This is a genomic window from Paenibacillus sepulcri (genome assembly GCF_042647105.1).
Classification (GTDB): Bacteria; Bacillota; Bacilli; order Paenibacillales; family Paenibacillaceae; genus Paenibacillus_Z; species Paenibacillus_Z sepulcri.
Genome location: NZ_JBHRUP010000001.1, coordinates 3,441,029 through 3,462,997, shown reverse-complemented (window position 1 = coordinate 3,462,997; position 21,969 = coordinate 3,441,029). Strand labels below are relative to the sequence as shown.

Annotated in this window: 21 protein-coding genes; 14 read left to right on the top strand and 7 right to left on the bottom strand. The window is 54.1% G+C overall.

The annotated features are described in order from the left end of the window. Window positions 1–6: 6 nt before the first annotated feature. The 12 genes from ACFOLF_RS15325 (at window position 7) to ACFOLF_RS15270 (ending at window position 12,398) form a co-directional block, all read left to right on the top strand. Window positions 7–1,218, top strand: a complete 1,212-nt coding sequence (locus tag ACFOLF_RS15325) for an MFS transporter (RefSeq protein ID WP_210043150.1) — start codon at window positions 7–9, stop codon at window positions 1,216–1,218. 402 nt (window positions 1,219–1,620) lie between these two features. Then, window positions 1,621–2,310, top strand: a complete 690-nt coding sequence (locus ACFOLF_RS15320) for a hypothetical protein (protein WP_210043147.1) — start codon at window positions 1,621–1,623, stop codon at window positions 2,308–2,310. A gap of 40 nt (window positions 2,311–2,350) precedes the next feature. Beyond that, entirely contained in the window at window positions 2,351–3,631 is a 1,281-nt protein-coding gene (locus ACFOLF_RS15315) for a polysaccharide deacetylase family protein (protein WP_210043145.1), read from the top strand. Between the two features lie 175 nt (window positions 3,632–3,806). Next, complete coding sequence (locus tag ACFOLF_RS15310) at window positions 3,807–4,502, top strand: response regulator (protein ID WP_210043143.1); 696 nt, start codon at window positions 3,807–3,809, stop codon at window positions 4,500–4,502. Window positions 4,503–4,550: 48 nt separating this feature from the next. After that, window positions 4,551–6,002, top strand: coding sequence for a sensor histidine kinase (locus ACFOLF_RS15305; RefSeq protein ID WP_210043141.1), 1,452 nt, complete (start codon window positions 4,551–4,553; stop codon window positions 6,000–6,002). Window positions 6,003–6,007: 5 nt separating this feature from the next. Beyond that, on the top strand, window positions 6,008–7,210 hold the full coding sequence (locus tag ACFOLF_RS15300; RefSeq protein ID WP_210043139.1) for a hypothetical protein: 1,203 nt from the start codon (window positions 6,008–6,010) through the stop codon (window positions 7,208–7,210). Window positions 7,211–7,520: 310 nt separating this feature from the next. Then, the gene (locus ACFOLF_RS15295) at window positions 7,521–8,939 is read left to right on the top strand and encodes an ABC transporter substrate-binding protein (protein WP_210043137.1); all 1,419 of its coding nucleotides are present in this window, start codon (window positions 7,521–7,523) and stop codon (window positions 8,937–8,939) included. 150 nt (window positions 8,940–9,089) lie between these two features. Next, the gene (locus ACFOLF_RS15290; protein WP_210043126.1) at window positions 9,090–9,296 is read left to right on the top strand and encodes a hypothetical protein; all 207 of its coding nucleotides are present in this window, start codon (window positions 9,090–9,092) and stop codon (window positions 9,294–9,296) included. Continuing rightward, window positions 9,286–10,548 carry a DNA polymerase IV gene (locus ACFOLF_RS15285; RefSeq protein WP_210043124.1) on the top strand — a complete coding sequence of 421 codons (1,263 nt, stop codon included), beginning with the start codon at window positions 9,286–9,288 and terminating at the stop codon, window positions 10,546–10,548. The genes ACFOLF_RS15290 and ACFOLF_RS15285 overlap by 11 nt, the downstream gene beginning before the upstream one ends. 16 nt (window positions 10,549–10,564) lie before the next feature. Continuing rightward, entirely contained in the window at window positions 10,565–10,927 is a 363-nt protein-coding gene (locus ACFOLF_RS15280; RefSeq protein ID WP_210043123.1) for a YolD-like family protein, read from the top strand. Window positions 10,928–11,127: 200 nt separating this feature from the next. Next, entirely contained in the window at window positions 11,128–11,499 is a 372-nt protein-coding gene (locus tag ACFOLF_RS15275; RefSeq protein WP_210043114.1) for a hypothetical protein, read from the top strand. A gap of 161 nt (window positions 11,500–11,660) precedes the next feature. Then, window positions 11,661–12,398 (top strand): hypothetical protein, encoded by a 738-nt coding sequence (locus tag ACFOLF_RS15270; protein ID WP_210043112.1) that lies wholly within the window; start codon window positions 11,661–11,663, stop codon window positions 12,396–12,398. Between the two features lie 156 nt (window positions 12,399–12,554). On the opposite strand, the gene ACFOLF_RS15265 is transcribed toward ACFOLF_RS15270, so the two are convergent. Further along, window positions 12,555–13,214 (bottom strand): NUDIX hydrolase, encoded by a 660-nt coding sequence (locus ACFOLF_RS15265; protein WP_210043102.1) that lies wholly within the window; start codon window positions 13,212–13,214, stop codon window positions 12,555–12,557. 1 nt (window position 13,215) lies between these two features. Next, window positions 13,216–13,710 (bottom strand): large conductance mechanosensitive channel protein MscL, encoded by a 495-nt coding sequence (gene mscL / locus ACFOLF_RS15260; protein WP_210043100.1) that lies wholly within the window; start codon window positions 13,708–13,710, stop codon window positions 13,216–13,218. Between the two features lie 187 nt (window positions 13,711–13,897). On the opposite strand from mscL, the gene ACFOLF_RS15255 reads away from it, so the two are divergent. After that, the gene (locus ACFOLF_RS15255; RefSeq protein ID WP_210043098.1) at window positions 13,898–15,700 is read left to right on the top strand and encodes an ATP-binding protein; all 1,803 of its coding nucleotides are present in this window, start codon (window positions 13,898–13,900) and stop codon (window positions 15,698–15,700) included. Between the two features lie 269 nt (window positions 15,701–15,969). Continuing rightward, window positions 15,970–17,013, top strand: a complete 1,044-nt coding sequence (locus ACFOLF_RS15250; RefSeq protein ID WP_210043096.1) for an FUSC family protein — start codon at window positions 15,970–15,972, stop codon at window positions 17,011–17,013. 147 nt (window positions 17,014–17,160) lie between these two features. Here the strand turns inward: ACFOLF_RS15250 and ACFOLF_RS15245 are convergent, their stop codons facing one another. From ACFOLF_RS15245 to ilvA, 5 genes are all read right to left on the bottom strand, one after another. Further along, complete coding sequence (locus tag ACFOLF_RS15245; protein WP_210043085.1) at window positions 17,161–17,448, bottom strand: transposase; 288 nt, start codon at window positions 17,446–17,448, stop codon at window positions 17,161–17,163. A gap of 274 nt (window positions 17,449–17,722) precedes the next feature. Further along, on the bottom strand, window positions 17,723–18,061 hold the full coding sequence (locus ACFOLF_RS15240; protein WP_210043083.1) for a zinc ribbon domain-containing protein: 339 nt from the start codon (window positions 18,059–18,061) through the stop codon (window positions 17,723–17,725). A 46-nt stretch (window positions 18,062–18,107) separates the two neighbouring features. Continuing rightward, window positions 18,108–18,713 carry a TVP38/TMEM64 family protein gene (locus ACFOLF_RS15235; protein WP_210043074.1) on the bottom strand — a complete coding sequence of 202 codons (606 nt, stop codon included), beginning with the start codon at window positions 18,711–18,713 and terminating at the stop codon, window positions 18,108–18,110. A gap of 17 nt (window positions 18,714–18,730) precedes the next feature. Beyond that, window positions 18,731–19,921, bottom strand: coding sequence for an MFS transporter (locus tag ACFOLF_RS15230; protein WP_379114170.1), 1,191 nt, complete (start codon window positions 19,919–19,921; stop codon window positions 18,731–18,733). Between the two features lie 273 nt (window positions 19,922–20,194). Continuing rightward, on the bottom strand, window positions 20,195–21,469 hold the full coding sequence (gene ilvA / locus ACFOLF_RS15225) for a threonine ammonia-lyase IlvA (RefSeq protein WP_210043069.1): 1,275 nt from the start codon (window positions 21,467–21,469) through the stop codon (window positions 20,195–20,197). Window positions 21,470–21,969 lie beyond the last annotated feature (500 nt).

The window sequence follows — 21,969 nt, the reverse complement described above, 5'->3', positions numbered from 1 at the left end:
CGGGCTATGGAAATTTGGCAGAAAAATCTTTGGGTTTTATGGTTTGGCACCTTTGTCGCATCGGCAAGCCTGACGATGGTGATCCCGTTCCTTCCGCTGTTTCTGATCGATATTGGCGTGAGGGACAATACGGAGATGTGGGCGGGGCTGCTCTTCAGCTCCACGTTCCTGGCTTCTTCCCTGTCATCTCCGTATCTTGGTTCGCTGGCTGACAAATTCGGCCGGAAGAAAATGATTATCCGGGCAGGCATTGTTCTGTTCGTCGTGTTCACTTTAACGTCAATGGTAACCAATCCGTACGAGCTGCTGGCCCTGAGGGTGCTCCACGGCCTCCTGGCCGGATATATTCCTGCCGTAATCGCGCTTGTCGGCACCAACACGCCGGAAAATAAGGTCGGCTATGCGCTGACTACGATATCTACGGCAACGGCGTCGGGACGCATCATGGGTCCTCTGCTGGGAGGCGGGATAGCGCATCTGTTCAACAACCGCGCGGCGTTCGTGAGCGCCGGAGTTCTCATTTTGTTATCCACGCTGCTGGTTATCCTGCTGGTCAAGGAGGAGAAAATCGGCGAATCCAAAGGGCGGAGCTCAGTATTCGAAGCGTTCAAAATCGCAGCGTCCAACCGCTCCTTCTCCATGATCCTGATCCTGACCGCCTTTGTCTCAATTTCGGTGATGACCATCGAGCCGGTAATCAGCCTGTATGTGGTGGAAATCGGCGGGGCGGCAGGAGATGCCTCGCTGCTCGCGGGCTTCGTGTTTTCCCTCGTGGGCATTGCAGGCATTATTTTTGCGCCTTTCTGGGGGAGGCTGGCGGATAAGGTCGGCTTCCGACACGTCCTGGTCATCGGACTTGCAGGCGGTGCGGCGGGAAACTTGTTTCAGATGGCCTTTCACAATATTTGGGGCTTTGCCATTGTCCGCTTTGTGTACGGCGCGTTCTTCTGTGCGGTCATTCCTGCGTTGAACGGCATGCTGGTCCGCAATACTCCGAGCGATTTCCGGGGGCGGGCGTTCGGGCTTAACAATACGGCGTCTCAAGTCGGCAATATGATCGGACCGGGCATCGGCGGAGCGATTGGGGCGGCATTTACAACTCATGTGATCTTTGCCGCTACCGGAGCGCTTCTGGCGGGCTCTGCCATGCTGGCCCATCGCCTGACCGAAACGAACAGGCCGGAAGCCGCAGCCGCCGGCATAACGCAAGCAAAATAAGCCGGTCTTCAAGAACCGGCATAGCTGAGGTATAGAGGCTGGCTGCAGTTTCGGCTTTTGTCAGGAGGCCGGCACTCCAATTATGATTAACGATGTTAAACGGTTCTGTCATTAAGAATCCCCGCTATGCCTTGTGGCTATCGGGGATTCTTATTTGGCGTTACATAATTTTCCATGCCCCTTCTTGGGCAGGGTATTGTGCCTGATGCTTCAACCCCGTTGTTTTGGAGCCGTTGTGTAGACTTGAATTTCCGTATCTCCTCCTGCAGATATCGATCAATGTTCCTATAACAATTTCATGCAAATAGTATCAAAGTACTACATATCCCTGAGTCTCTAATACCGATAATATATCATAGTGGATATTAGTAGATAGATACTGTGTGTTAAGGAGATGTCGATATGACAGATAGACCCCATTCTGCCGGCAAAGCAAAAGGGTGGCTGAAAAATGCGTTGACAGCGCGCACCCAAAGCTATCGTGAGGCGGAATTCTCATCTGAAGCAGAAATACAGTCATCGCTCGCCGAGCACCCGGCATCCGAAATTTCCTTGCTGGATCAGGACAAGGCAGCCCTGGACCTTGTGGTTGCGGTCGAGAATCTCTTGAATGACCGTCAGCTTATCCACTTCAAAAGCAAAGATATCGAGCAGCAGCTTGCCAATGCGAACGAAGATATCAGTCGTCTCAAAAACGACCTGATGAAGAAAGAACAGCTCATTGCCGACAGGGAGCAGGAGTTCAAATTGCTGGAGGATAAGCTGACTGCGAAGCAGATGGGCTATGACCAGCTTCTGGAGGACTACAAGGAGTTCCAGAACGCCTCCAATTCGGGTATCGATAATCTGAAGTACCAACTGGAGAAGGAAAGAAATAAATACGCCAAGCTCCATGAGGATTCGCACCGTTTTCAGCAGGACAGTCTGCAGAGAACGAAGGAACTGGAAGAGAAGCTCAGAGATGCGGAAGCGGAGAACCTGCAGCTGGCCAGCCAATATCAGAAGGTCACAGAAGAAAAAACGAAACTGCTGCAGTCCGTCACCGACTTTACAGCACGTATGGCCTTCTCATTATCTCCCCCGTCTGAGTGATTTTTTGTCAGCGAGAAGGGATTGAAAGGGGGAATCCACAATGGCATCCTATACGGGGAAATGGCTGGAGGTCCTATCCGTAGAGAATGGATCCGAGAGCCACTGCATTCATATACAATTAAATCTGGAACAATCCATGAATCTCAAATGGAAGCTGGATTCCTATACGGCCTATCATATCCGCGCCTTGATCGGATCCGTGGAAACGGCTAAATATAGATTGTCCTTACATAGCAATTGGAATGCCTTGAACAACCATCCTTCCGGCTCGCTTACCAAATATGACCGGGGCTCGAGTGAAAAAAGCATATTTCCCTGTTCCCGGCAATTTGCTGAGGAGCTCGCCGCTTTGCGGGAGATTCAGGACTTGTCCCAAATAAAACGATTATCTTCTTTTATCTGCACGGAGGATGTTTCCGAATGCCATGAACAAGCGGCTAATCCGAAGACGGTGCTTGAACGCTTGTCATGGAAGCCTGCATTTCCCGGACGGGCGCTGAGAATTCTGGCGGCTACGTTCGTGGTCGCAGCCTTCTTCCTGATCTTTGTTCCCGACTACCCCTCTACCAATCAGGCGGTGCTGGCCAAGGTCGATACATCGGTATTGGAAGAGAGAACGCAGCAAAAGGGAACGTCATTCACACAGCAGCTTGCCGAGGCGAGAAGCGAGCCGGTCCCGGCTCCTGCCCAGGAGGCCGTCGTCGTACCCGCGGTTGTAACTGAATCCGCTGCTGTCCCTGAGGTTAAGCTGGGCGGATTGGTCAATTTCAGCCTGCCCAAAGGCTCCGTTGCGCTTACCTTCGATGATGGGCCATCCAAGTATACCCGGGAGATTGTCGATATTCTGGAGAAGCACAAGGTCGGGGGAACGTTCTTCTTCGTGGGGACGCAGGTCAGGAAATTCCCCGAATATGTAAAATATGCCGATGACCATGGATTTTCGATCGGCAATCATTCCATGACGCATGCGGATTTTGAGGACCTGACATCCGACAAGCGGCAGCTTGAGATTGCCCGTACCAACCAGCTGCTCGAAGCGGTCACGTCAGAGCCCGTGGTGCTTTTTCGCCCGCCCTATGGAGCTACGGATGACGCGCTTTCGCAGCTTGTCGAGAAGAACGGAATGAAGATTGTTCTCTGGAACAAAGATTCGGAAGACTGGAAGGCCTCCAGCTCCCAGACGATTATGAATTATACCAGGCACACCGAGTTATCCGGATCGATCCTGCTCCTGCATGAATCGAAGCAAACGGTGCAGGCGCTGCCTCAACTGATCGAATATTTGCAAAAGCAAAAGCTGCAGTTCCCTAATCTGCGTTAGAGAAAAACAACAAGAAACCAGTCGGACACTAATGGTGTTTGGACTGGTTTTTGTTTATGCAGGGATGGACACGCCTGAACCTCAATAAGGAGTTTTGCCTCAACCGGTGCCATGATTCATGGTTTGAATGAACCCACAGGTTGTGCTACCATGTCGTTAGAATGGGGTGAACCGCATGGAGAAAGCCAAGATCCTGATTATTGAAGATGAAGCAGCGATTGCGGATTTGCTTGCCTATGGCTTGAACAGGGAAGGCTTCGATACGATCACCGCAAACAGCGGGGCGCATGGCTTGCGGCTGGTGGAGCAGTTCAGACCGGATCTGCTGCTGCTGGATTGGATGCTGCCGGATGTGAGCGGACTGGATGTTTGCCGCAAAGTGACGGAGACCCTCAATATCCCAATCATTATGATTACAGCCAAATCGGACATCGCCGACAAAATTGTGGGCCTTGAGTTCGGAGCGGATGATTATATTACCAAGCCGTTTGATCTGAGGGAGGTCATCGCCCGGATTCGAACGGTCCTGCGCAGATTGCCCCAGGCGGCACGCCCTTCCGGCGATCAGCCGGCATCCAGCATCCGTTTTAAAAATATCGAAATTATCAAAGAAGAGCGATTGGTAAAAAAGGATAATGAAGTGGTCGAATTGACGCCCAAGGAATTCGATCTGCTGATGACCCTGAACAATTACCGGGGCAAAATCTTCTCCAGACCGGAGCTGCTGGATGTGGTCTGGGGCTTTGATTATTTTGGAGACACCCGCACCGTCGATATCCATATCCAGCGCCTGCGCAAGAAGCTGGATATTAATGATGTGATCCTGACCGTTTTTGGCGTGGGCTACAAATTTGACAAACAGGTGGACTGACGGCGCTGCTATCCGGAGGCCGCCAACCGATCGGGGGGACAAGCCGGAATGATCCGTACAATCAGAGCCAAATTCATCATCGGCTTCTTCCTGATTTTCTGCCTCTCCTTTCTGCTGCTTAATCAGATCGTCGCGCGTGTCATCCAGACCAGCAACCAGAATATCATCACCGACGATTTGATCGGCTTGAAGAAGAACAGCAATGTCTATGTCCAGCAGGCGTTTATGATCAACCACTTTACGAACGACGATCTCTATTTTGGGCAGATGGCAGAGGAAATGGTAGGCGACCTGCAGCATGCGACCTCCAGCAATGTCACGGCCTATACAGTTGACGGCGTGTTGTTGTATTCATCCGATCAGGGCGCTTTTTCAGGCGTTACGGACGATGATCTCAAGCAAGCGCTTCAGGGCAAAACGGCCTACACCATCTCCTACGAGCACGGCATTGCATCCGTTCTGTATTCGTACCCGGTCATCATCGGCGGGGTCAAGGTGGGGATTCTGCGTTTCTCCAAGGATTTTACGCTGCTCTATGAGCAAAGCGGGCATATATTGGATATCATTTTCTATATTGCCTTGGCAGTATTCGCTGCAGCTTTCCTGTTCTCCTACATGCTCTCCCGGCATATTACGATCCCTCTGGTCAAGCTGGCCAAGGCCTCCACGGAGGTGATGAACGGGAATTTGGATATCCGCATCGCCTTTCGGCGAAAGGATGAAATCGGCCGGCTGACCGCCAATTTCAACGATATGATCGAGCAGATCAGAAGCCAGATTGCCAGAATCGAGCGGGACCGGGACCGGCTCGAGGGGTTGAACCGGCAGCGCAAGCGTTTCTTCGACAATGTCACCCATGAGCTCAAGACTCCGCTGACCTCCATTCTGGGGTATGCGGAGATCATCCGGGAGAACGGGGAGAGCGACCGCGACTTCTTCGATAAAGGAATGAACCATATTGTGGAGGAGAGCCAGCGTCTGCACGAAATGGTGCTGAGGATGCTGGAGGTATCGCAAGGACCGGTCAGCCGCGATGAATTCGCGCGCGTCGAGACAGGCCGGATTCTGCACGATGTATGCGATGCGATGGCCTTCAAGGCCAAGCGCTATAACAAGACGATTCGCTGCGACACGGAGGAGGGGCTCTTCGTTCACGGACATTCGGACAGGCTCAGACAGCTCTTTATCAATCTGCTTGACAATGCGATCAAGTATGGCGACGCTCATTCGGAGATCGGAGTCAAGGCGCTGCTTGACCTCGGAACCGTCCGTTTTGCCTTCGTTAATTCCGGAGAAACGATAGAGCCCGAGCATCTGGCGAACATTTTCGAGTCCTTCCATCTGGCGGATCACAGACCCAAGGAAGCGGGCAGTGTAGGCCTGGGTCTGGGCATTGCCAAGGCCATTGTTGAAGATCATGGTGGAAGCATCCGCATGATCAGCGAGAACCGGCAAACGGGCGTCTATGTGGAAATACCGTACATGAAGGCGGTGAGGTAGCGATTATGAGCAGACGGATTGCGGTCTTGTGCGCAGCGCTTGTGCTTCTGGGCGTCCTTCTGTCCGGATGCATGAGGCAGCTGCGGTCCGAGACGATCATCATACCTGATACGGAAGAAGACAGCGCGGTTGATCAGGCCAGCGGGCCGTTCAAGGTCAAGACCTATTACCGGCTGCCCGCCCAGGCTGCGGAGAACCTGTACCACATCAGCTGGCTCGGCCGGGATACCGTTATCGGCTTGTTCGGGGAAGCAAGGCAGGAGCTGAGCATTGAACGTCTTGTTTCCCCATACGAGACGCCGGAGAAGCTGCGCGATGTGGGCGGGAATAGCTTATTTGCCGGACTGTCGCCGGATGGCCGGTATGTATGCACGATTGCGCTTGCCGACAGAGTCTATACGATTACGCTGATTTCAACGTCCGACCAGCAGGCGAAGATTACCGATACGCTTACGTCCAAGCAGCTGCTGGTATCAAAAAACCTGACATGGTCGGATAACGGCCGATACGTCTCGTATATGCTTTCCGACAATGGCCAGGGCAGCATCGGCGTCATCGATACGGAGACCGGAACCGCGAAGCGTTATTCACTGCCGGAGTGGAAGAGGAGCGATGTCATCTACTCCATTAAGCTTTCGGATGACGGACAGCGCGTGCTGATCGTCAAGGGCGGGGGCAGCCGACTCAGTTTCAGCGTCGGCGCCTGGAGCGGCAGCGGGTTTGTGAGCCAATACGAGCATGAACTTGGCGGCGACAGTTCGGCGATCTGGGTGGGCGGCAGCAGCCAGGCCGACTGGATCAATAAGGATCAGATCGCTTATATAGGGCCGGATGGATCTCTGTATGCGTACGATCTGCGCAATGCGGCGGTAACCGTCCTGCTGGGGCGGGTCGGAAGCTTTCAGCTGTCTCCGGACCGGAAATATATCGCGTACTGGAAGGGCAAGGGTTCGACAACCAAGGATATGAGAATTTATGCGGGCAAGCTGCAGGGAAACAACATCTTGAACGAAACAGCGGTTTATCAGGGAGTCGTTCCTTTCCAGATGGCATGGAATCCGGACAACAGCGGACTTCTGATTGAAGGACAGAAAGTGTATGCGCGAGAGGCGGGTCCTGCGCAGCCTACGCAATCTGCGCCTAGTACTGTGCCTTCTGACCTGGTCCCGCTGCACGATAATCAATCCTTTATTATCGAATTTGAATGAACCGCCCGCCAAGCGGCGGCAGCTGCAGTACCCGATGCATCTTGTTGGAGAGCCAGGAACACTTTTGGTGTTCCTGTCGGCTGTTCATCAGGATGTTTTTTCTTAAAATCATTCAGAAAGTATACAATATGGCTCTACTTTTCTGATATTTTTGAGGAAGAAACTAACTTTGCCGCTGAAGGACGGCGAAGTTAGTTTCTTCTTATTGGAGATAAATTGTTTACAAGTCAGTGAAGTTATGTTGACATCTTCGCCTTAGACTGAGGGGGCCCGGATACGCCAAGTTCTCCGGCAGGAAAGGTGATCAACGATGAGAAAAATGATGATTATGTTGTTGGGGTTTGTGCTTCTGGTTAGTTTGGCTGCCTGCCGCAGCGGCGGCTCCGGCAGCGGGGGAACGGCTCCAGGGCAGGGATCGGCGGTAAGCGACACCGGAACAGCCGCCGCCGATACCGGAACAACTGCCCCCGGGCAGGGGAAGGACGCCGATGCGCCCGGGAAAGATTCTCCCCCTGCCAAGGGAGGGAAGACGACAATCACGTTCTCGACGTTCTGGCCGGATGCCCGTTTCCAGGAGGCGAAGAAAAAGTATGAGGCGCTGCATCCGGATGTCGAGATCAAGCTTACGGATTTGCCGACCGACAATGCGAATGTGGAAGCAGATCTGGAGAAGTACGCAACGACTATGAACACGGCTATGCTGGCCGGTAAGGGGCCGGATCTGCTGGAAATGAAAGAACTGCCCGTAGCCAGCTACGTACAGCAGAAGCTGCTGGTCGACCTGGATACGATGATGGATCAGGATTCGGCATTTAAGAAAGAAGACTATTTCAGCAACATTCTGGACAATGCCAAAATCGGCGGAGGGCTCTACGGCCTGCCCCTCTCCTTCTTCCTCTACGGCTTCGCCGGCGATATGGATGCCATCGCGCAGGCAGGCGTGCAGATTGACGACAAATCCTGGACCTGGAGCGATTTTGCCAAGGCTACGAAGAAGCTGGCGGAGGATGGCCCCTACAAGAACGTGCTTAACAGCACTCCGGAATATTTGCTGGCGCAGATGGTGTCCGACAACTACTCCCAGTTCGTCGACGCGGCAAGCCGCAAGGCGAATTTCGATTCGCCATCCTTTATCGGACTGATGCAGCAGGTGAAGGGGATGGGCGATGACGGTATCATCGGCGAGGGCCGTCCTTATTTCTATCCTATCCAAATCAATTCTCCCGGAGATTATATGACATCGCTCAAAGGATTCCTCGCCAAGAATATGAAGCTGCTCATTATGCCGCATCCGGAGGAAGTGGCTGCCGGGGGCTATTTCATGAATTACCTTACCATCGGGCTTAACGCGAAGTCGCAGGTGAAGGAGCAGGCCTGGGATTTCCTCAAGTTCATGATGTCGGATCAGATCACTACCCCTCCCAATACCGCCGGGTTTCCCATTAACAAGAAGGCGTTCGCCGCGGAGCTTGCCCAGCTTAAGGACGATGGGTCGGTTCCAACGGTTAAGGAGGGGCCGCTGAAGGGTGTGCCGGTCAAAGTCGACAACGGGAAGCTTGACCAGCTGCAGAGCTTTCTGGAAGGGGCGATTCATCCCGCGTTGTTCAGATCCGATCAGGTCGCGCAGTTCGTCACCGACGAGTCCAAGGCTTTCTTCAGCGGCCAGAAATCGGCGGAGGATGTTGCCAGGCTGATTCAGAATAAGGTGACGACCTATCTTAATGAATAGGACAAGGTCCTCCTCTTCACATCAAGATCCTTGTGTCCGCGGCTGGTTAGCGGATGCAGGATTTTTTTATGGACCCCACATATTTCCTGTGTTGCGAACAAGCGTTCTTGTATATAATAAGAATATACGTTCGCAGATGGAGGGGTTGCAATGGACTTCAAGAAATATGTCGGGCAGCATGCGGAAATCATTTATCAGGATGCCAAAAATAACATAACGCAGCGGCGGGTGTTCGTGTATTCACAGAATGATAGCTATGTGCGCGTATTCTGCTTGAGGGCCAAAGCCTACCGCACCTTGAAAAGCGATCAGGTATTGGCCATTGTCCCGGCTCCGGCGAGACGCCATGCCATCTAAAGAGAGAACCATCTTCCTCGCGGACTGCCGGAGCTTCTATGCCAGTGTGGAGAAGGCGGATAATCCGGAGCTTATCGATAAGCCGGTAGCGGTCGCAGGCGATCCTGCGCGGCGCTCGGGAATTATTCTGGCAGCCTGTCCGCTGGCCAAAGCTAGGGGTGTTACGACAGCCGAAAGGCTTGGCGATGCGCTTGGCAAATGCCGCGATCTGGTTGTCGTCAGGCCGCGGATGCAGCACTACATCGATGTCTCTCTTCAAATCACGCAGATTTATGAAACCTACACGAGCCTCGTTGAACCCTATTCGATCGATGAGCAGTTCATCGATGTGACCGACTCCCTTCACCTGTATGGCGATGCGCAAACCACCGCCCATCTGATGCAGCAGGAAGTATTGGCCTTAACCGGCATATATACGCGTTTTGGAATCAGCCATAACAAAATTCTCGCCAAGCAGGCCTGTGACAATTACGCCAAGAAAAATGACTCGGGCTTGTATGTTTTGCGCCGCGGGGAACTGGCCGATTCCCTGTGGCAGCTGCCGATCAACAAAATGTTTATGGTCGGCGGCAGGATGACGAACCATTTTGTCCGCATGGGCATTCATACGATCGGAGATCTCGCCCGGATGCCGCTTCCTGAATTGAAGCGCAGGCTGCGCAGCAAGTTCGGCAAGAACAGCGATATTCAGGCGGAGGTGTGCTGGCGAATCGCCAATGGAATTGACGATTCGCCGGTTCTGCCGGGCACACATGCCGGGGAGAAATCCGTCGGCCACATGATGACGCTGCCGCGCGATTATGCGGCACGCGATGAGATCAAGGTGATCATCCTGGAGCTGTGCGAGTTGGTGGGCCGGCGCTGCCGGTCGATCGGCAAGATGGGCCGGACCTTGTCGGTGAACTGCCGGGGAGCTGATTTTGATAGGCCGACCGGCTTCAGCAGACAGATGACGATGCCCTATCCCTCCCATGTGACCAATGACCTTTACTATCATGCTCTTGAGCTGTTCGACCGTCACTGGGACGGCCTGCCCGTCCGCAGGGTAGGGGTGTCGGTAACCGGCTTCCAGAGCGACGAGCAGTACCAGCTTGTCATGGACGATACGAGGGAGCGCATGGGCGCTCTGGAGGCAGTGACAGACCGGCTTAAGGACAAATACGGCGATGATGTCATTATCCGCGCCGTCTCGGGAACACCGGCCGGGCAGGCGGCGGACCGGGCCAGCAAGATAGGCGGCCACTACAAATAGGAGGGCGGGGCAAGCGATGGGCAAAACAAAGAAGCTGACACCAGGCGGCAACTGGATGTGGGAGGACAGCCGGATGATGCTGCCCGAGCACAAGCTGGAGCATAACCGGCATCAGCAGAATCTGAAGCGCCGGGAGCAGAAGGTATTGGACGAAGCGCGGTGGAGCGAGATTGCCATGCTTTTCAGCGAGTCGCTGCACCGGCACAAGGAGATTCGCGTCAAGCTGTTCGATGCGTTCGAGGAGCTGTCCGTAATCGGGATTGTGGAGCGGATTGACCAGCGGGGCGGCCAGTTTATGGTCAATGGGGACTGGTTCAGGCTCTCCGATGTCGAGGGTGCCGAGCTGGAAGCAGAAGATCATGATTTTTTCGATTCATGAAGATCCGCTGAGCAGCCCCTATTGAAGGAGAGCTCCTTAGCGTAAAAGATTACCCTGGAGGTATATTTGTCTTCGGCTACTGACGCCTATGCGGGAACAGCGGATTGAAGAATATGCGGGTTACGGGGCATTCTTGTCCATGCTTTTTACATGTCCTCCTCATAAATTGGATTATGTACATCCGAGAGGAGGGAAGACAGATGTCAGCCAAAATGAAGTTTGCCAATATTAAAGTTGCGAAGAAAACCCGCAGCCGTGCGCGGATTTCTTCCAACAGCTGCTGCAAAAAAACAGACAGTGCCGTCGAAGGCATCCAGGAAGCCGGTCGTGATCTGTGCAAGCTGTTCTGCCAGCTGAAGGATGCCGATAACGCAGCCGCACTTGTCCGCGCCATTCGCTGTAAAAACCGTAAAGTGGTAGACAGCATTATCGGGGATAACTGCAGCGTGGTCTGCTTCTTCAATCAAGGCAGAAGCTCTTGCGTACGGATCAGCTGTGTTTTTGGAGAATGCTGCGACGTCCGTATTACCTTCGATATTTGCGTATCGAATGGCCAATGCAATATCCTGTAAGACCGCAGCCCCCTTCACCTATCCGGCTTCAGGCCGCAAAGGACCGTCTTGCGTCTTTATGCGCGGACGGTTTTTTTGTGCTGCATGCGGCAGGGAAAAGAACCAATAGCGGCAACCCGCATAAAATAGCATAAACGGATGTACGGCAGGAGGGAACAGTAATGCCCATTATTCCTAATTTTCCGGCGGCGCTCCTGGAGGAGCACCGTCTTTGGCATCATACAAACCATCACAGCAATCCGGCAAACTTGCCGCCTGGCTATGGGGAGAAATTTCTGCAGTTCCACCGGCAATATATCGCCAAGGCTCTTCAGTGGTATGAACGGCAGGGGTATGATATGCGCCTTGTTGCGCCCTGGCAGGAAGTGCCGGAGGAGATTCGCAGCGCCCCGTGCTACGATCGGAATGCCGAGATGCGGATCCGCAATAATCCGGAATCGTTTGCGACTGCGGATGAGCTCGGCTTGTTTCTGGAAGCGTCCAATTTGCACGGCTGTATCCACGAGACAGCGGCCAAGCTCTATGGGCAGCCGGATTTGAACGATTTTGACCTTGCTCCGGCGAATACGATATTTTATAACATACACAGCATGATCGATCAGTGGTACCAGAATTGGGAGCGCGCGAAGGGCATGCGTTTGAAGAACGCGGCCAGGAACGGCGGAGCCAGTGTGCGGGCGGCTGGAAAAGCGGGCAGACCAGGCAGTATGCGCGCAGCATCGGGCGGCAGGAGCAAGTCCGTGCGGCGTTCCGCCGGAGGCAAGCTTCCCCGCAAAGCGGGAGGCAAGCTGGTGCAGTCGTCCAGCCGCCGGCAGTCTGCGCCCTGGCACCGGCCGGCCAGGAACGGAGCAAGCCCATGGCGTCGGCAGAACGGCATGAGCCCGCAGGAGAAAGGCTAGAGGAACCTCTTCCCGAGCCGGCAAACCTGGCATGCCTATGATAAGAACCCGGGAGCGGGACCGTAAGGGAATGTTCCGCGAAGGGGATGTGCCGGAGGCGGCATATCACAATTTTCGCTTAGGGGATCCGAGAAGGATGGCGGCACCCCTCTCTTCTTAGATTTGGGAGAGCAGGGCGCGAAACACATCCGTATAATAAGGCGCCGGCCGCGGTACAAAATGCCCGGCCTCCACAATCAGGGAAACGCGCTGAAGCTGGCCGCCGCTCAGGGCTGCGACGCCTTCGGCGTTCAGGCTCTTGCAGCGTCCTTCGAACAGATCGATCATTCGGGCAAGCTCCGCCTCGTAAACCCCTGCCACCTCCTCGGCCTGCAGCCGCAGCGAATCCAGGGGGGCATGGTACACCAGCCCGAAGACGTCGCTTATTTCCCGGTCGATGAAGGGGATGCCCTGCGCCGTGCCTTCCGCCTCCTTGCGGGCGGTGCCGAGCGGAATAAGCTCGGAGAACGGCGCGCGGACGCCGAGCTCCTCTTCAAGCTCCCGGGCAGCCTCCGCCATCGTCTCGCCGGCAGCCAAATGGCCGGCAGCCGTAATATCCAGGAAGCCGGGGAAGGTATCCTTGCCGGACTGCCGCTGCTGGAAGAGCACAAGGCGCCGGCTGCCTTCCCGGCGGACCAGCCAGCAGTGGAACGAGCGGTGCCAATGACCGGCGGCGTGAACCTCGCTGCGGCTGGCTGTGCCGATCGGCGCGCCTGAGCTGTCATAAATATCGAAGAATTCCTCGGCGGCGGGTCGCTTGTCGTCATGGGCCGCCATGCTAGGACAGGCCCTCCTGCACGCCCTCAAGCTCTTCATCTTTCAAATGGGAGGTACAGTGGCCGCAGCGGGTTGCTTTTATCGGAATTTTGGACAGGCAGTACGGGCATACCTTCTCCGTGGGCTCCGTGACCGATTCCGGTTCCCTGGCGTTCAGCCGGCGCAGCGCGTTCGCGCCCTTCACGATCAGAAAAACGCAAAATGCGACAATGGTGAAGTCGAGGATGACATTAATAAAATTGCCGTAAGCGATCACCGGTTTGGAAGCAGCCTGAGCATCAGCCAATGTGTCGAAATGCTCGTTCAGAGATAAATTTATGAACAAATCCTTAAAATTCACTCCGCCGAGTATTTTGCCGATTGGCGGCATGATGATATCATTGACCATCGAAGTGACAATCTTACCGAATGCGCCTCCTATAATGACACCGACTGCGAGGTCGAGCACATTGCCGCGAACCGCAAATTCCCTAAATTCCTTTAAAATCTTCATCATGGGTAAATCCTCTCCTTGAGCTGCTGATCTCTCGATTGAATTCTATTATAACGTAAAGCCGCACCGCAAAAAAAGCGTCGTCCCATGCTTTAATCCCACATTTCATGTCACAGAAAAAAGGATTATTTGGAAAAATGTCGAATTGTCACATGAATATAACAGAATTTCTAGGTAATCGAGGATAGGTATGAGCGAATTGATCGTTTCGGACAAATGGATGTACCTGCTTTTGGCATTAGCTATCAATCTATTTGCCTCTTTTACAATGTACAATATGATCGGTCATTTCAAGCTAGTCAGAAAGCTCCGGCATTATTGGCTGCTGAGCGGGGCTGCCGTATATGCGCTGGGGCTGTGGGTTTGCCACTTTATTGTTCTGATTGCAACGGATAATATGATTGTGATTGATTGGACATCCGTCATCAACCTGTTTGGTATCATGTGCTGCGCTTATTTCTCCTTATGGCTGCTTGGCTCGGCCCGGATCTTCGTCATCAAACTGCTGCTGAGCAGCCTGATTATGGCGGCCGGGACCGTATTCTTGAATTATGCCAGTCTTCTGAGCGACCAGGTCCAGGATTACAGCGTCCACACCGGGCTGGTTTGCTTCGCCTTTGTCTTGAGCTTTCTGGGAACGGCCTACTCTTTCCATCTGTTCGAGCAAAAGAACGGCACCTACCTGATGCTGCCGGGCCTGATGCTCGGCTTGTCAGGGTTTGCTACGCACTTGATCGGCCTGCTTGCGATAACCATCCTCTATTCCATTGTGCTGACAACGGACCGGCTGAACGAATACATGCGGCTGCTTGCTGTCATTCTCGGAATTACCACCCTGGTCATCTTTGCCTTCAGCCTGCTGGCGAGCTTCGTTGAGCGTCGCTACAATGCCATGAATGAACGCTATAAGCTGCTGGTGGAGAATTCCATGGATATGATCGCGATTATCCGCGATGAATATTGGGAATATATCAATGACTCGGGCCTGCAGATGTTCGAAACGGATAATGAGTCGGATTTGCTGGGAAAGTCGATTTATATGCATCTGCAGACCAAATGCCATTCGGACATGAAACGGATGCTGCAGGTAACCGCGCAGGGTCTGGGACAGGGGCCGACGGAGCTGATATGGAACACGGTCAAAGGCAAGCCGCTGTTCACGGAGGTGGTCCAGACCAGCACGAGAATGTCGGGCAAGCCCGTCTTTCAAGTCATTGTCAGAGATATCTCGGAGCGCAAGAAGAATGAGGAATTGCTCATTAACTCGGAAAAGCTGTACGTCGCGGGGCAGCTGGCGGCAGGCATCGCGCACGAGATCCGCAATCCGCTGACCTCCCTGAAGGGGTTCCTGCAGCTGCTCGCCTCCGGCAGGCATAACAATAAAAACTATTTTGATATTATGAAATCGGAACTGAACCGCATCGAATCGATCGTCAGCGAACTGCTTATGCTGTCGAAGCCGCAAATTTATGAGCTGTCCCACAAGGATATCCGCCAGATTATGAATGATACCATAACCCTGCTGGAAGCCCAGGCGATTCTGCACAACATCGAGATGGAATGGAGCCCCGGCCAAGAGCCGCTGTGGGTGCTCGGCGTTGAGAATCAGCTGAAGCAGGTGTTCATTAACGTGATTAAGAATGCCATTGAAGCCATGCTTGATGGGGGCAGGATTCTGATCCGCTGCATCCGGGAAGACGACCAGATCATGGTACGGATTGAGGACTACGGACCGGGCATTCCGGAGGAGCAGATGGCCAAGATCGGTCAGCCCTTTTACACTACCAAGGAAAAAGGCACGGGGCTTGGCCTCATGGTCAGCTACAAGATCGTCGACAATCATCAAGGCAGCATTCAAGTCACCAGCAGGCTGGGAAAAGGGACGACCTTTGAGATCGTGCTGCCTTATCTCGAACCTGCGGCAGAAGCGGAGGGCGGCCCCGGCAAGGTGACGCGGATTCGCCGGAGCCGGACGGATGAGGGGAAGCTCTAGCAGGAACTGTGCTTTAACCAAGCAGAGGGAAAACGCGCCTCTGCTTTTTTGAACTATAATAAAGGATAAAATTCCATCAACCTTTGCTTATATTTCCAAGGGGAGAAAATTGGTTTAGCCGCGATAGGACGGGGTAGTCGTTTCTTCTTGGTGAATTCGGCTATAATAGCGTGAGGAGGCGGTAATAAAGAAATGGCACAATCTTTGAGAAAAATGTTTGACCTGCTTGTGGAAGAAGAGCTGCGGCCGCTTGCGGAAGGAGGCGGAGCATGACAATCGGCGCACGCGTGATGAAGACAGGCCTTGCGGTTGCACTGGCCGTTTATATAAGCGGTATGATTGGTTTCTCATCCCCGATCCTTGCAGCGGTTTCATCCATTTTCACGATTCAGCCTTCAATTTCACGTTCATGGAAGCAGATCCTTGACCAGCTTCAGACCAATGTGCTGGGCGCAGCTATCGCGCTTGCAGCCGTTCGTTTATTCGGCAATACGCCGATTTCGCTGGGACTGGTATGCATTATCGTTATTTTGTGCTGTATCCGGCTGCGGATGGAAGCGACGATCGGACTGACGCTTGTCACTGTAGTAGCAGTCATGGAAGCGGATGGAGGGAGCTGGCTGTATGCGCTGGAACGTTTCTCCATGGTCCTTACCGGGATGGGGGCGGCTTTTCTGGTGAATGTGCTCGTCTTTCCTCCCAGGCCGCGCAAGCAGTTCGTCAGGCAGGTCCATGACGCCTTCGGCCAGTTGTCGCTGCTGCTGCGGATGGCGATATCCAATGAGATGAAAGAGGATATCCACCGGCAGGAGAAGGAGAAGCTGCATGGCACGCTGCGCAAACTGGAGGAGCGTTATACGCTGTTTGAAGAAGAACGGTCGCTGCTCCCCGGGCGCAAGCAGGCGCGTATCCGGCAGCTGCTGCTCTCCAAGCAGATGATAAGAGCGCTGCAGCAGGGAGCGGATCTGCTTGAGGTTGTGGAAGAGCATTATTTTGCCGCGCCGGGATCAAGAGAGTGGGCGCAGCGGTTTGATCAGCAGATCGAGGAGCTGACGAAGTACCATGAGCAAATTCTGCTGAAGCTGGAAGGAAAGATGAAAGCCGGTGCCGATATCGAGCCTGAAGAGGAGCGGGAGGCGCGCCTGGTGAAGCAGCTGACGGATTACTTCAGCGATGATCTGAATGAGCATAAACGGCTGGTATTTGTCGCTTCTTCGATGTTTGAATATGCCTATCATCTGCGGCGGCTGGACAGGCTGGCGGAGCAGGTTATTGAGCGGGAAGAGCAGGAGACGCCGGTACTGGGGCATTAGTGAAAAAAGCGAAACGCCCATGACCGGCAGATGAGAGATCTGCGCGGCATGGGCGTTTTCAATTCGTTGAACGGCTGGTACAATTGCCAGCCTTTGCTGCGGGCATGCGGAAGCAACTGTGCTGCCGCCAAAGAACCCGCCTCGTTCCTAGTCCTCTTCTTTTTTGTCCGGATGGCGGCGCGGATGCTGCAGATGCGCCTCCTTCTGGGTGATTTCCTTCTTGGGCACCAGCCTCTTGTCGGTACGTCCTTCATGGTGATTGTCAAAATCAAGCTCGACAAGCTCCCATTCCGATGTGCCAAGCTGCGGATCGGCGGGAAACAGGTCGCCGCGTTCAAGCTTTTCCTCGCGCCCCCATTGGTTGCGGTAGACGCCTTCGGTTTCTACGCGTTCACCGGACATCGGGTCCATCTCTTTATGACGCTCATCGCTCATTGCTGTTTTCCTCCTGCAGAGTCATTATAGATCGGTCTTTCCTCATAATTTCAGTATGAGATAGCGCAGCTAACTCCGAATTCTTCTTTAGCATGCCGCGGGAACAGGCAAACTATGTATAAGGAGGCAAGTATTGCTCGGGATATCATGAAAAAAAGCCCCGGATGATCAGAAGGATCATTCGGGGCTCTGTCCGGTTTTATAGCGTTCATCAGCATCATGGAAACGCGTCGAGGTGATTGCAATCAAGACTGCCGCAAGGAAGGACACAGCCCTAGAGCAGCCGCAGGCCGCAAGCGGGACAATCCCGATGCTCATGGGTGACTGGCTCGCCGCAGGCGGGACAGAGCTCGCTGAAGGGCTTCAGCGGGCTGGCCAACGTGCTTGTCTCATCCTCTTCGGCAGCGGGCTCGTCCCCTCCGCTGCGCAGATGAGCCGGTGTGCCGAAAACGGTCTCCATATATTCCTTCATTTGCTTGTACTTGTCCGAATCGTCGCTCATAAGCCGGATAAGGAAGAGCATTCCCCCTACCAGCGCCGCTGTAAACAGCAGCACGACCGCCGTAGCTAGCCCGCCCATGATGCTTACAAGCGGGAACATCCCCTTTTTCAAAGCCCACTCCCCCGCCTTCTTGGGACATTTCCGATATGCGTTTGCATTATTTCAGGTGATAACGGGCCTCGACTCTTTTGCCGCCAAGCCACATGCCCAGAATAAGAGCGACTGTAAGGATAGGACGCCAGGGCTCCTGCGCGATGCTGCTGATGTCGAAGCTCAGGAGCGAGACGCTGAGAATCATAACCGCCTTGCCCAGCATAATCGCCAGCATGAATGAGCGGAAGGAAACGTTGCTGAGTCCGGAAACAATATTAATAAGTGCGGAAGGCGAGAACGGGAAACAGGCGAGAAAGAAAATAGGGGTGAAGCCTTTCTGCTCGATCCAGTCAAAGAAACGGACGCTTTTGGGAAAGCGTCTCCGGATCCAGCTGCCAAAACGTTTCCCCAGCTTGCGGGCAATCCAGAAGAGCAGCATCGATCCGCTGCACACGCCAATCCATGAATAGAGAGAACCCAGCCAGAATCCGTAAATATTGGCGTTAGCCGCCACGAAGACCAGCAGCGGCAGAACGGGAATAAACGATTCCAGCAGCGGCAGAAAAATCCCCGGAAGCGGCCCATATGCAGAATAGCTCCGCAGTGTGCGCTGAAGATGCTCCAGATCGATCTGCTTCATCTGCTGAATCCATTCTTGTATTTGACTCATTGATTCCAATCCTCCTGCTATTCCACACGGGCGCCATTATCCGCGAACGCACGGAACGGGAACCATATATAGAAGAATCCAATAATCAGAAACATAACCGCACTGACCCATATGACAAGCGACTCGCCGTGCCAGGAGGCAAGTGTGCCCCCAACGACAGGACCTATCATACCCCCGATGCCTTCAACGGTCGAGAAGATACCCCAGCCAAGGCCCTGCTGCCTGGGCGGGACATAGTTGGCGAGCAGCGCATTCCATGCCGGCAGCAGCGTTGCATAGGAAAGCCCCAGCACGCTGGCCAGCAGGATGCTCTCCCATAAGGGCGGAGCAAGCCCGATCAAATACAGACCAAGTCCGATGCCGCCGAAGCCAAGCACGAGGAACCATTTCTTCCCGCCTAGCTTGTCCGACAAACGGCCAAGCGGAATGAGGCTGATCACGGTAAATGCGCCTCCGGCGAGCAGCAGAAACGAATACTGCGTGCCGCTCATCCCCAGATGGTCCTCGGCGAAGCTGGGCAGAATCGGCACGAGCATGCCGGCTCCCATCGTCTGCAGCACCATGCCCGGCAGCAGGAGGCGCATGTGGCGCAGCCGGTCTCTCAGAATGGCGAATTGCTCACGCAGGGGCAGGGAAGTCACTGTGCTGTTCTGACGGTTGCTGATGAACATAGCCAGAATCCAGGCGGCAAATGAAAGTCCCAGCAGCAGGTAGTAGGGTATTTTCGTACTGTAATCAAGCAGGATATTGCACACGATGGGGCCGGAGCCGAGACCGATAAACCAGATGGTGTACAGAAAGCCCATTTGGGTAGCGCGCTGATCGTCGGACACCTTGGTCAGGCAGACGATCCATATCGGGGAGATGCCTACCCCATAGACGGCTGCAGCCACAATGAAAATCCAGGGCTGGTAGGCGAATTGAAAAAGCAGCACGCCGACCAGCGAGAACAAGAGACCGATATGGACAACAAAACGGATGGAGAAGCGGTCCAGCAGATACCCGATCGCCATTTTCAGCAGAGTATCAATGAGGTAGTGGGCTGTGATCGCGATGCCTATAATATCAAGCGTGAGGCCGAGCTGCTTCTCTCCGAAAATCGGCAGGAAGCTGATCAGCATGGCCCCTCGCATAAATTCCACCAGAAACAGAATCGCCGAAAACAGGATGATCTCCGGTCCAAACCATGTTTTGCGAATCGTACTCACTCCTATAAGGATCGAATGTGCTCCTCCCATTATATGCAAGTTGGGGCAAAAGTCCAAGAAGAGGGCATCCGTCAGGCAGGGAGCCGATAACTTATTAAACGAGCGTCAGCGGACAAAAGATGCAATTTCTTCAATAATAGCCAATAAGACCGTTCATCCTGCAAGATTATTCTGTCGAAATGTTAAAAAGAGGCCGCCGGGAGCGAAACGTCCTTGACGGTTCGCTCCCGGCGGCCTCTTTATTTGAAGGACGGCCAGCCGCTGCAGCTATTCTCAGATTAGTAGATTATACAGCAGCGGATCCTTGTTCAGCTCCAGGAACTGCAGGTCCTTCCGGCGCATTCTCTCGACCAGCGGTTCATAGTCTTCCCGGTGCTTGAGCTCAATGCCGACCAGGGCGGGACCATTGTCCTTGTTGTGCTTCTTCGTATATTCGAATCTTGTAATATCGTCTTCCGGACCGAGCACTTCATCAAGAAATTCGCGAAGAGCCCCGGCGCGCTGCGGGAAATTAACCATGAAATAGTGCTTTAATCCTTCGAATATAAGAGAGCGCTCCTTGATTTCCTGCATCCGGTCCACGTCATTGTTGCCGCCGCTGATGATGCACACGACCGTCTTGCCGGCAATCTGATCGCGGTACAGATCCAGCGCGGCGATCGGCAGCGCGCCGGCAGGCTCCGCGACGATGGCATTTTCGTTATAGAGATCAAGCATCGCCGTACAGGCTTTGCCCTCGGGCACAAGCAGCACATCATCAAGCAGCTCGCGGCACATGCGGAAGGTCAGGCTGCCGACCCGTTTGACAGCAGCCCCGTCTACGAATTTATCGATCGTCTCAAGCGTCTTCACCTCGCCGGCATCCATCGATACCCGCATGGATGGAGCGCCTTCCGGCTCAACGCCGATCAGTCTTGTCCCCGGCGATACCGTCTTGACATAAGCTCCGACGCCTGCGGCAAGACCGCCGCCGCCGATCGTAAGGAAGATGAAATCCGGCGCCGCCTCGACTGACTCCATTATTTCTTTGCCGATGGTTCCATTGCCCGCAATGATCTTCGGATCGTCGAAGGGATGGATGAAAGCCAGATCATCCTTGCGGCTGGCTTCAATCGCTTCATTGAAGGCATCGTCGAAGGTATCTCCGGTCAGGATGATCTCCACATCGGGGCCGCCGAAGAAAGCGACCTGGTTCACCTTCTGCCGCGGCGTGGTGCTGGGCATATAAATCTTGCCGGGAATCCCGAGCGCATGGCACGAGTAAGCTACTCCCTGCGCATGATTGCCGGCGCTGGCGCACACAACGCCGCGGGCAAGCCGCTCGGCAGGCAGCGACTTCATCATATGGTACGCCCCGCGCAGCTTGAAGGAGCGCACCACCTGCAGATCCTCGCGTTTGAGCAGTACCGTGCAGCCATAACGGGCGGATAACACGCGGTTATGCTGGAGGGGGGTTCTTGCTGCAACCTCCTTGACATGCATTTGGGCCTGTGCAATCTCGGTAAGGCCCACGGTATAGCTGTTCGTGTGAAGGGATTCATTTGCCATTTGCGCCTCGCCTCGCTTTCTTGTTCCAGCTATGAATATAAAAATACGCCAAATATACAAAAAAACCCCGTCCCTCAAGGGACGAGATGCATCTCGTGTTACCACCCTAGTTCCGTCGTCAGCCCTCATGGAGCTTGCGACCGGCGCTTAGTCGCGTACCAGCATACGCGCTCCGTGTAACGGCGGATTCCGTCCGGGCTTATTGTTTCCCTCGCGTCCCGTTATTACAGGACCGGCTGGTGCGCCAAGGCGCAGCACCCTAAGGAATGTTCAGCAAGGCTTCTTCGGGAGGATATGTCAATTGACGGCAAACGTTGGCTTTCAGCGGCATGCCAACTCTCTGGGGATTGCCCGGCTCAAACGCACCTGTTCCCATCAGCGAATTTCTCAGGATTTCGGATTATTATTGTTATACTCCCGCGCGAGCGTTTTTGTCAACCGGCAATCGCCGTTATCTATTTGAGAATGGCATCGGCGGGGCACATAACCTTGGAGCCCGC

What these genes read in the sequence shown, in the direction of transcription:
- ACFOLF_RS15325 (WP_210043150.1), top strand. Translation starts at nt 7, where the DNA reads ATGGAAATTTGGCAGAAAAATCTTTGGGTTTTATGGTTTGGCACCTTT.
- ACFOLF_RS15320 (WP_210043147.1), top strand. Translation starts at nt 1,621, where the DNA reads ATGACAGATAGACCCCATTCTGCCGGCAAAGCAAAAGGGTGGCTGAAA.
- ACFOLF_RS15315 (WP_210043145.1), top strand. Translation starts at nt 2,351, where the DNA reads ATGGCATCCTATACGGGGAAATGGCTGGAGGTCCTATCCGTAGAGAAT.
- ACFOLF_RS15310 (WP_210043143.1), top strand. Translation starts at nt 3,807, where the DNA reads ATGGAGAAAGCCAAGATCCTGATTATTGAAGATGAAGCAGCGATTGCG.
- ACFOLF_RS15305 (WP_210043141.1), top strand. Translation starts at nt 4,551, where the DNA reads ATGATCCGTACAATCAGAGCCAAATTCATCATCGGCTTCTTCCTGATT.
- ACFOLF_RS15300 (WP_210043139.1), top strand. Translation starts at nt 6,008, where the DNA reads ATGAGCAGACGGATTGCGGTCTTGTGCGCAGCGCTTGTGCTTCTGGGC.
- ACFOLF_RS15295 (WP_210043137.1), top strand. Translation starts at nt 7,521, where the DNA reads ATGAGAAAAATGATGATTATGTTGTTGGGGTTTGTGCTTCTGGTTAGT.
- ACFOLF_RS15290 (WP_210043126.1), top strand. Translation starts at nt 9,090, where the DNA reads ATGGACTTCAAGAAATATGTCGGGCAGCATGCGGAAATCATTTATCAG.
- ACFOLF_RS15285 (WP_210043124.1), top strand. Translation starts at nt 9,286, where the DNA reads ATGCCATCTAAAGAGAGAACCATCTTCCTCGCGGACTGCCGGAGCTTC.
- ACFOLF_RS15280 (WP_210043123.1), top strand. Translation starts at nt 10,565, where the DNA reads ATGGGCAAAACAAAGAAGCTGACACCAGGCGGCAACTGGATGTGGGAG.
- ACFOLF_RS15275 (WP_210043114.1), top strand. Translation starts at nt 11,128, where the DNA reads ATGTCAGCCAAAATGAAGTTTGCCAATATTAAAGTTGCGAAGAAAACC.
- ACFOLF_RS15270 (WP_210043112.1), top strand. Translation starts at nt 11,661, where the DNA reads ATGCCCATTATTCCTAATTTTCCGGCGGCGCTCCTGGAGGAGCACCGT.
- ACFOLF_RS15265 (WP_210043102.1), bottom strand. Translation starts at nt 13,214, where the DNA reads ATGGCGGCCCATGACGACAAGCGACCCGCCGCCGAGGAATTCTTCGAT.
- mscL (WP_210043100.1), bottom strand. Translation starts at nt 13,710, where the DNA reads ATGATGAAGATTTTAAAGGAATTTAGGGAATTTGCGGTTCGCGGCAAT.
- ACFOLF_RS15255 (WP_210043098.1), top strand. Translation starts at nt 13,898, where the DNA reads ATGAGCGAATTGATCGTTTCGGACAAATGGATGTACCTGCTTTTGGCA.
- ACFOLF_RS15250 (WP_210043096.1), top strand. Translation starts at nt 15,970, where the DNA reads ATGACAATCGGCGCACGCGTGATGAAGACAGGCCTTGCGGTTGCACTG.
- ACFOLF_RS15245 (WP_210043085.1), bottom strand. Translation starts at nt 17,448, where the DNA reads ATGAGCGATGAGCGTCATAAAGAGATGGACCCGATGTCCGGTGAACGC.
- ACFOLF_RS15235 (WP_210043074.1), bottom strand. Translation starts at nt 18,713, where the DNA reads ATGAGTCAAATACAAGAATGGATTCAGCAGATGAAGCAGATCGATCTG.
- ilvA (WP_210043069.1), bottom strand. Translation starts at nt 21,469, where the DNA reads ATGGCAAATGAATCCCTTCACACGAACAGCTATACCGTGGGCCTTACC.